Raw genomic sequence first — 7,965 nt, forward strand, 5'->3', positions numbered from 1 at the left:
CGACCGCGCCGCCGAAGCGATGGCCGAGGAGATGCGGCTGCACCGCTCGGAGCCGCACACCGCGCTGACCGAGCGACTGCGCGGTCACGGCGTGCGAGTCCGCATCCTGCCCGCCGAGGTGATGGCCGGGCGGCTGCGGCAGCACATGGCGCACCGGCAGGAATTGCGGCTGTCGGAGCTGCTGGCGCAGCCGAGCCGCCGGTTCCAGATGGCGGTGCTGCTGGCGCGGCTGGAGCAGTCCGAGGCGATCGCGGCGGAGCTGGCGGATTCGGGTCTGACCGACCCCTCGGCGCTGGCGCTGGCGCGGGTGACGCTGGCCAACTACTTCGCGGCGGCGCTCTTGATGCCCTATGGCCGCTTCCTCGCGGCCTGCGAGGCGGCGCGCTACGACGTGGAGATGCTGAGCCACCGCTTCGGCGCGAGCTACGAGCAGGTGGCGCACCGGCTGACGACGCTGCAGCGCGAGGGGGCGCGCGGCGTGCCGTTCTTCTTCGTGCGGGTCGACCAGGCGGGCAACATCTCCAAGCGGTTCAGCGCCGGGCGGTTTCCCTTCTCCTCCTTCGGCGGCACCTGCCCGCTGTGGAACATCCACGCCGCCTTCGAGGTGCCCGACCGGGTGCAGACGCAGGTGATCTCGATGCCGGACGGGGCGCGCTATTTCTCGATCGCCCGCACCGTCACCCGGCATGGCGGCACGCTGGGCCAGCGGGCGACGCGGCTCGCCATCGGGCTGGGCTGCGACGTCGCCTACGCGCCGCGCCTCGCCCATGCCGAGGGGCTGTATCTCGACCGCGTCGCGCCGACCGGCATCGGCGTGAACTGCTACCTCTGCGAGCGGCCGAACTGCGCCAGCCGGGCGCATGCGCCGGTGAACCGTCGGCTGATGGTGGACGAGAACGTGCGCGGCCTCGCCATCTACGGCTTCGAGGGCGAGTAGGGCGACTTCGTTCCGCAAATACGCCGGGGGGAGTCGCGCCTGCGCGACGGGGGCAGCGCCCCCAGCCCGGCCGTTAATTGTCGTTTCTTAACGGATGATTATGCCGAAGCATAGCTCGGGATGCGCAACAGGCCACGCTGATCGGCCCAGCTCTTTGAGTTTCGTAGTGAGGCCCCCGACGAAGGCCCCTGCGAGTACGACGGCACGTCAAGTAGAGACTGCTGAAAAGCCCTTGGAAGCATCTGCCTGATGACCGCCAAGCGGACCTTGCCGCCGTTCGCTGCACTTTCTCGATAGCCGTTGCGCCTTCGAAGGCACCTGTCAAAAAATGGGCGGGAAGCTGACATTGGCGCCCGTCAAAGGTGTGGCCATTTCCTGTCGCTCGCGCCATGCTGGCGAGACGGAAGCGAGCAAGGGGATGCCATGAACGACCTGACACCCACCACCGGGAACGGCGAGGGCATTCGTGCCGCCGAGGAGGCGCTATTTAAGGAATGGCGGACCCACAGCCCGAAGATGGTGACCGACGGCGCCGCGGATGCCGACCTTTACGCGCAAAGCGATATCCGAATTCTGCTCGTGCTGAAGGAGGTCAACGACCCCGGAGGCGGCGGCTGGGACCTGCGGAAGTTCATTCGCGACGGAGGACGAAGCCAGACCTGGAACAACGTGAGCCGCTGGGTCCGAGGCATCCGCGCCATGCCTCGAGACCTGACATGGGACGAACTCGAACCTGTCTCGACCGACGATCGCCGCGACCTTCTGGCCTCAATTGCCGCGATTAACCTGAAGAAGGAGCCGGGAGGCCACACCTCGGTCGCCGCGGAGATCGCCGATGCCGCGTCGCTTAGGGGCAGCTTGCTACGCCGCCAGTTCTCCATCTACAGGCCGGATCTGGTGATCTGCTGCGGCACGGCCGGCTGGGCGGTCTCGGCGTTGCTGGATGAACCGCCAGCGCAATGGCAACGCACGACACGCGGCGTGCGCTATTGCAGGACTGGGGAAGGTGCGGCGGTCATCGACTTCTCCCATCCCGAGGCCCGCTGCCCAAACCCGTTCATCGTCTATGGGTTGCTCGATGCGGTTCGAGAGCTTGGTATATCAAAACGCCGGCATTGAAGGCGGTTATCGCTTCGGGAGCGGATTACCGTGGAGGTCCGCCATACGGGACAAACCGTAAATTCGCTGCGCTGGTACCGATGGCCGCTCCGGTGAAATCCCTAACGGCACGTAGGGTTCACTATCTTCGACAACGCACATGATAATGTGCTGCTAAGCCCGTTGCTTTAAGTTGAGTCGCCACTGACACGGATGCACCCTGCCGTAGTTTCAATAATGAAATTGTTTGGGTTTGCTTGCACACGCGTAATAACTCCGCCCCAGTCAGCTTGAAGATCTGGGTCCTTTAGCTGAAGGTATGGAGCAAGCTGTGGTTCGTCGAAATTCAAATCAACTGAAAACGATGACCCCTCGCGTCGAGCCTCAACAGTTGGTGGAACGCTAATTGCAAACTCTACATCACTACCGCCAATGCCAATGGCAATGTTTCCCGCCAAGGTACATGCTCGCCCGCTATTTGAAGCTGTATCTATAGATAGTTCAACATTTCCACGTTCGCATGGGTTCTCGTCGGCACCAAAGATGCTCATAAAAGTCTCAGGTTCGATTGACGATTGGGCTGGCAAAATTGTAACGCGGGTCTGCTCAAGCTGCGAAATCAATTCTCCCGTGCCGGAGTTACCCATCGGTTGAACACAGTATGGTGAGTTTGGGGTATTGCATTCGTTCTGACAACTAATCCCTTCCACTATCAAGTGGCGCCCTTCGATCTGGCGGGTCAATCGAGCGAAATTAAACCTTAAGCTGTTATACCTTGAGCGAAAGTTGGCTTCATCGTCTATATATTTAGCACTTACGATATTGCGCTGATAACTTAGCGAGCAAATGCCTGTAGGCCCTTCGGCGCCATGGCACCCCAAGAACTTTCTATCACCTGTCATGCCGTCAGGCGACAGGATGTGGGTGTCCGTGGTTATCTCAGTCGGCCAAGTAAACGTAGAATCGCGGCGCTCCGTTCTAACTACCACTTCGATCTTCTGATTAGTTGCGTTCCCCAGAAAGTGGGACTGACCACCCCCACAAATGCCACAGTCCGCATCAGCAATTCCACCAGTTGTAATCAGAGCAAGAGCGGGTGGCGATGAATCGGTCGAACCACCAGAATCTTTGGGAACACAGTCGCAAAACAGATCTCTTCTAAGGTTGGGATCGTCGCAGGGGCTGCTGCAAGTCTCAAGCGGGCCGTAACCACACGAGCCACAGAGTGCAGCCGCAGACAGAAGAGCGGAGCTCCTAAAATATTGCATGTACATGATAAAGTTTCCCTCCCACAAACTTTCAAGCGACGATTTAGAGAAATCTCTTACTTAGTGTATACTTAAGGACAAGAATCCGGAAAACTTTTTTTAGAAGGACAGCTCATGCGCTATATTAACCGAATGATCTGCACCGCCGTTGTCTGCTGCCTAACGAGCCAAGTTTTCGCATGCGTACCCGGGTCAAAACGATTTTATGGCGTCACAACCAAGAGTATAGACCTCTTGGGTCAGCAGGTATCCTTTCCTATTGACATCGAATACGCTGTCGGTCACTCGGAATATAACGGCGCTCAGTTTGTTCAATTCCGGGAATCGGTTTTTGTCGACTTCTCTAACTTCAGAACATTTTGGCCCTCAATTGTTGCACCTCTAATTCCTTCAGGTGATGCAAATAACAAATTCTATGCTCACGGAATGTCGGTAGGATCGCAAGCAGACGGCTCGATGTTATCCAGAGCACACGTCACCTACGAAAATTGGTCGCGCGCGTGCACCAAAATTCCCGAGTTTCGCGGACTGAAAGTCACAATGAAGGATCGATGCATCACAAACAAAAACTTTCAATCTACGTTTGTTGTTGATGTTACTGCAACCCCGAAAGCAAATGGAAATCGACTTGAACTTTCCGTCCGGTCCGACTTGGGTGGGGGTAATATTCCGGGGTGGCTGAGGTCGTTTGCCGACATCGCATCATTTGGAACGCTCGGGCGCGAACTTGAAAAAACGCGGGATTCGTTGCTTGCAGATCTGAACGAAGCATTGAACTCACAGATGAACCGCCAAGACATTTTAATTGGACTGGCAGAGGGGGGCAATCAGGCATTAAGGAGTGATGAGCTTGGAATACGTGATATTATAGATCCGAGACTGGTAAGCGCCAAATTTGTCAACGAAAACCATCGACTCCTTCTCGTTTTGGAAAGCCAGGGGCAAAGACACTTCAAGCAGGGTTCAGCCTGTTCGCAATTCTCTAAACTAAATCTCGGCAGCACGACAGCTCCATTGCCCCCACAGCCTCCTAAACCTCAACCACAACCGGCACCCGCTGCGGCTCCACGGCATATTTATATTGATGAAATGTGTGGTTTCGGCACAAACACAATATGCCGCTAGGGTTCAGCTACCGTTCGCATAAGACACAGTGTTATTCGAAATGATCTCGGAGCGGACATTGCGCTTCAAGCCCTGGCATCGCTCACCCGGCATTTCGCAGTACAAGAGGCTGGCGTTCGGCGTGGCGTTTCTACATTTCTCGTTTGCAGGTGATGTCTCGCTCTTCGACCTAGGTGTCACTGCCGATCCCGGTCGCTGCGCGTAACGTTGTCAGGTCAGCCTTGATGTCGATGGCCAGTCCACCTTCTTCACGCGGGTCAGGTGTCAGCGTGACGCTTCGGATCAATGCTGAGAGGTGCTCGTTCGCTTGTGCTACAGTATCCGGGCTACCCAACAGAACCTCGAGTTCATCGACGGCTTGGGCGAAGAGCGCGGGGATGTCCGGAGTCGGTCGCGCCTTGGCGGCCTGGCGAGCTTTCAGGTCGGCTAGCCGGGCCTCAAGCGCTTTGGTCTCAGCTATCAGTTCTATGTCACGCGCGCTGTAAGCCGCAAAGTCGGCGCCGTGTTCGATGGCGGTCATGATGCTGCGTCGCGCCTTCTGGATCGCCACGAGTCTGCGCTCCGTGGACTTCAGGGCGGAAACTGTATCCTCCCCCTCGAGCTGCTGCATCTCGGCGTGAAACTCCTGCTCGAAATTTTGAATTAGCTCCGGAGCCAACAATAGATGTTTGAGTTGCTTGAAGGTACGTCCTTCGACCAAGCATTGGGCAATGGTCGCGCGGTTCTCGCATGCGTGCTTGCGCGCCTCGCGGCATCCGAAACGACTTTTCCCAACTTTGACATAGGGGTGCCCGCAAGACCCAAAGTGCATCAGGCCAGACAATAGGTGCTTCGAACGGCGTGCCGATTGGGAGTTTCCCGAAACTCGGGTACGGCGCCTGCGCTTCTCAATTTCCATTTGAGCGGCATCCCAAACTTCCTGCGGAACGATGCGCAACTCTTCAAATGCCTTCATCTCTGCATCGGCATCTGTAGAGAATACCGCCTTTTCACCCGTTTCGGGATGATATCGCCGCCCAATCTTGCAGACTGATGCTTCACCGATGTAGAGGCGGTTGTTCAGAATGCCCTCATGGCGCGCCTTGTTCCCCCGGATCGTCGAGGCATCCCAAGAGCCGCCCCGTGGGGCCGGGATGTTGTCCTTGTTGAGGGCAACGGCGATGGTTTTCGCTCAGTGCCCTTGGGCAGTCTCGCGAAAAATCCGGCGCACCACGTCAGCCTCAGTCGGGTCGACTTCGCGGTTCAGACCTTCTTCGGCTTCAATTTTCCGATAGCCATATGCGCTGGTATGCAACCGACCGCGGGTGACAGCGCCCTGCATACCGCGACGGGTATGCTCGGCGATCATCTCGGAAAACTGCTGTGCGGCATAGCTCCGGAGCAGCACGTTGACAAAGTCCTGCTGGCCCTCGTCGATAGAGTAGAGTTCGACGCCACGAAACTGCGCCAGATCGAAGAAATTCAAGGAATCGACGACGCGCCGTCCCAAGCGATCCATGGCCTCGACGATGATGATGTCTATCTCTTGACGAAACAGAGCACGTTTCAGCTCGATCAGGCCAGGGCGACGCATGTTCCGGCCGGTCATCTCGCTATCGGAAAATATGGCGACCAGGTCGTAGTTCTGACTAGCGCAGTATTTCTTGCCTTTTGCGATCTGGTCCTCGATCGAGGTCGCCTGCTGCAGCTTCGACGAATAGCGGGCATAAAACGCGGCACGTTTCACGGCTGTACGCTCCGGGACGAAGGAGCGCTCGCCACGTTCGCCGGGCGGGCAGCCTCCGCGATCCGGCGCGCCTGACTGCGCGCGAGGAGCCCGATCAGGCCGGTGATCGCGATGGTGGCCTCGGGTGCGACATCAGTGTCATTCGCGGCGGAAAGGGTCAGGGTCGGGGCGATGGTCATTGGTAATGTCCTTAGGGTTTCGCCACACTCGATGCGTGGCGAACAGGAATTCGTTTCGTTTTCAGAGAGGCGGAAAAGCTACTGATCCAGACGGTCGCGGGCGTTGTTGTGTTCGTGCTGGAAGAGCATTCCCAGATTGGTCGCCGAGATACGGCCCGCACAGGCAGTCAGAAGGACGGCACCTTGCGCTTCGATTATCCGGCAGGCCTGAAGAACTATGACGGGGTCCCGGGCGATGCGGGTGACATCGTCGACGAGAACTGTAGAGACATCGCCGCGGCGCAGGCGCGCCATGAGCGCGAAGAACCCGGATCGCTGGTCCGGTGAAACAGAGCCGCGCACGCCGTAGTCCAGAAAGGTTGCGCCTATGGTGATATTCTCCCGTTCCCAAAGTGCGCGGCAGCAAAACATTTGGTCGCCGTATGAGACGCCAGTCGTCGCAGTCCGGAAATAGACGAGTCCGACTTTGTCTTCCGCGGCATAGGGGGTTTGGGCAATCGGCTCAGCGAAGTGCATCTTGGATCCTTTCGTGTCTGCCACTCCGTTCAGTGGCAGACGGGAAATCGGACCTCTGTGATCGTATTGGCGAAAACTTTTCGATGGGGTCCAGATCCCCAAGAAGGCTGGACGCCTCGGGCCGTGCAGCACCCCCCTTGGTTGGGAGTAGCAAGGCGTCAACGAAGAACATGAGCCTAACCTCGCCGCAGCGGTAACATAGCACCGCCGCACGCAATGGCGGAATCACAGCATGTGGTGAGCACCAAGGAGCTCTAAACGGGCGGACGGGTGGCGCGTCGGCATCCTCGTAGCAGCGAAGGAGCGTGGCTCATCGCCGACGCGCTGAACGCCGGGGGATCCAGTCCCGGCGCCAGGGGCCTCTCGGCCCCTCAAGGGACGGCGCCCCGTTGGGCGCCGTGTATTCACTATACCGAGCAGGCGGATGCTCTGTCGTACCGCCTCTGCATGGTAAAGCGCCCTTCGAGCAGCGCCCATCAGTACCCCGATGGGCTGTATGGCCTCCCGCAACACTTCCTCCTCAGGAGTGAGCTGACGGTACGACACGAAGCTATCGCCGTCGCCGGGCCGGCAGCCACCCGGGTCCGCGAGGCCACCATCATAGGCCTTCGGCGCGAGCGTTCTGCGGACCTCCCCGAGGGCGACATCGAGGAAGTACGGGAGATTGTCCTCTATGTCGGTCTCTTCATCGAGATACTCGATGACCTCCCTGACAACCTCCTGCCCCGCCGGGTCGAGGTACGGCAGGACCTGCCGTGCCAAGTGCTGGCTCATGTCCGCCCGCAACTCGATGACGGGACGAGTAAGGTCGACCTGTTGTTCCATCAGGTTCTTGACGGTACGGGCGCTCATTGCTGCACCTCCTTTCGTGCAAGACGCTTCGGATGGGGCACTTGCCGTTGACCTTGGGTGTCCCGGTCGCGGACGGCCCGGGAGCGTGAACGCTGCCTCGACCGGCGATCGGCAGCGATGTCTCTCTCCGCATGGATCCGGCCGCGCACGGCGTTCATCGCTGCAAACGGCCGCCCCTCAAGGCGTCCGAGAACAGCCGACTCGGTCGTGCGACAGATGTGGAAACCGCTGTGGGTCAGCGGCACGAGTAGCCGCCGTGCGCCA

Annotated in this window: 9 protein-coding genes; 3 read left to right on the plus strand and 6 right to left on the minus strand. The window is 58.8% G+C overall.

Annotated elements, in window-relative coordinates:
• Together FD715_RS21765 and FD715_RS21770 are read left to right on the plus strand one after the other, a co-directional pair.
• On the plus strand, positions 1-937 hold a 937-nt coding region (locus FD715_RS21765), incomplete at its 5' end, for a short-chain fatty acyl-CoA regulator family protein (protein WP_147115181.1).
• A gap of 423 nt (positions 938-1,360) precedes the next feature.
• Entirely contained in the window at positions 1,361-2,056 is a 696-nt protein-coding gene (locus tag FD715_RS21770) for a hypothetical protein (RefSeq protein ID WP_223275039.1), read from the plus strand.
• Between the two features lie 167 nt (positions 2,057-2,223).
• Here FD715_RS21770 and FD715_RS21775 read toward each other — a convergent pair whose 3' ends face one another.
• Positions 2,224-2,586: a hypothetical protein gene (locus tag FD715_RS21775; RefSeq protein ID WP_147115184.1), complete on the minus strand. Its 363-nt coding sequence runs from the start codon at positions 2,584-2,586 to the stop codon at positions 2,224-2,226.
• Positions 2,587-3,417: 831 nt separating this feature from the next.
• Here FD715_RS21775 and FD715_RS21780 point away from each other — a divergent pair.
• On the plus strand, positions 3,418-4,428 hold the full coding sequence (locus FD715_RS21780) for a hypothetical protein (protein ID WP_147115187.1): 1,011 nt from the start codon (positions 3,418-3,420) through the stop codon (positions 4,426-4,428).
• Between the two features lie 169 nt (positions 4,429-4,597).
• Here FD715_RS21780 and FD715_RS21785 read toward each other — a convergent pair whose 3' ends face one another.
• From FD715_RS21785 to FD715_RS21805, 5 genes are all read right to left on the minus strand, one after another.
• Positions 4,598-5,590: a recombinase family protein gene (locus FD715_RS21785; RefSeq protein ID WP_147115190.1), complete on the minus strand. Its 993-nt coding sequence runs from the start codon at positions 5,588-5,590 to the stop codon at positions 4,598-4,600.
• 9 nt (positions 5,591-5,599) lie between these two features.
• Positions 5,600-6,154 (minus strand): recombinase family protein, encoded by a 555-nt coding sequence (locus FD715_RS21790; RefSeq protein ID WP_147115193.1) that lies wholly within the window; start codon positions 6,152-6,154, stop codon positions 5,600-5,602.
• The gene (locus FD715_RS21795; RefSeq protein ID WP_147115195.1) at positions 6,151-6,333 is read right to left on the minus strand and encodes a hypothetical protein; all 183 of its coding nucleotides are present in this window, start codon (positions 6,331-6,333) and stop codon (positions 6,151-6,153) included. Before FD715_RS21795 ends, FD715_RS21790 begins: the two co-directional genes overlap by 4 nt.
• 78 nt (positions 6,334-6,411) lie before the next feature.
• Positions 6,412-6,849 carry a recombinase family protein gene (locus FD715_RS21800; RefSeq protein ID WP_147115198.1) on the minus strand — a complete coding sequence of 146 codons (438 nt, stop codon included), beginning with the start codon at positions 6,847-6,849 and terminating at the stop codon, positions 6,412-6,414.
• A 225-nt stretch (positions 6,850-7,074) separates the two neighbouring features.
• On the minus strand, positions 7,075-7,701 hold the full coding sequence (locus tag FD715_RS21805) for a hypothetical protein (RefSeq protein WP_147115201.1): 627 nt from the start codon (positions 7,699-7,701) through the stop codon (positions 7,075-7,077).
• Between the last annotated feature and the right edge of the window lie 264 nt (positions 7,702-7,965).

The organism is Tateyamaria sp. syn59 (assembly GCF_007995245.1).
Lineage (GTDB): Bacteria > Pseudomonadota > Alphaproteobacteria > Rhodobacterales > Rhodobacteraceae > Tateyamaria.

Excerpts from the sequence above, each read along its gene's own strand:
- FD715_RS21775 (WP_147115184.1), bottom strand. The coding sequence starts at position 2,586 with ATGAGCATCTTTGGTGCCGACGAGAACCCATGCGAACGTGGAAATGTT.
- FD715_RS21780 (WP_147115187.1), top strand. The coding sequence starts at position 3,418 with ATGCGCTATATTAACCGAATGATCTGCACCGCCGTTGTCTGCTGCCTA.
- FD715_RS21795 (WP_147115195.1), bottom strand. The coding sequence starts at position 6,333 with ATGACCATCGCCCCGACCCTGACCCTTTCCGCCGCGAATGACACTGAT.
- FD715_RS21770 (WP_223275039.1), top strand. The coding sequence starts at position 1,361 with ATGAACGACCTGACACCCACCACCGGGAACGGCGAGGGCATTCGTGCC.
- FD715_RS21805 (WP_147115201.1), bottom strand. The coding sequence starts at position 7,701 with ATGAGCGCCCGTACCGTCAAGAACCTGATGGAACAACAGGTCGACCTT.
- FD715_RS21800 (WP_147115198.1), bottom strand. The coding sequence starts at position 6,849 with ATGCACTTCGCTGAGCCGATTGCCCAAACCCCCTATGCCGCGGAAGAC.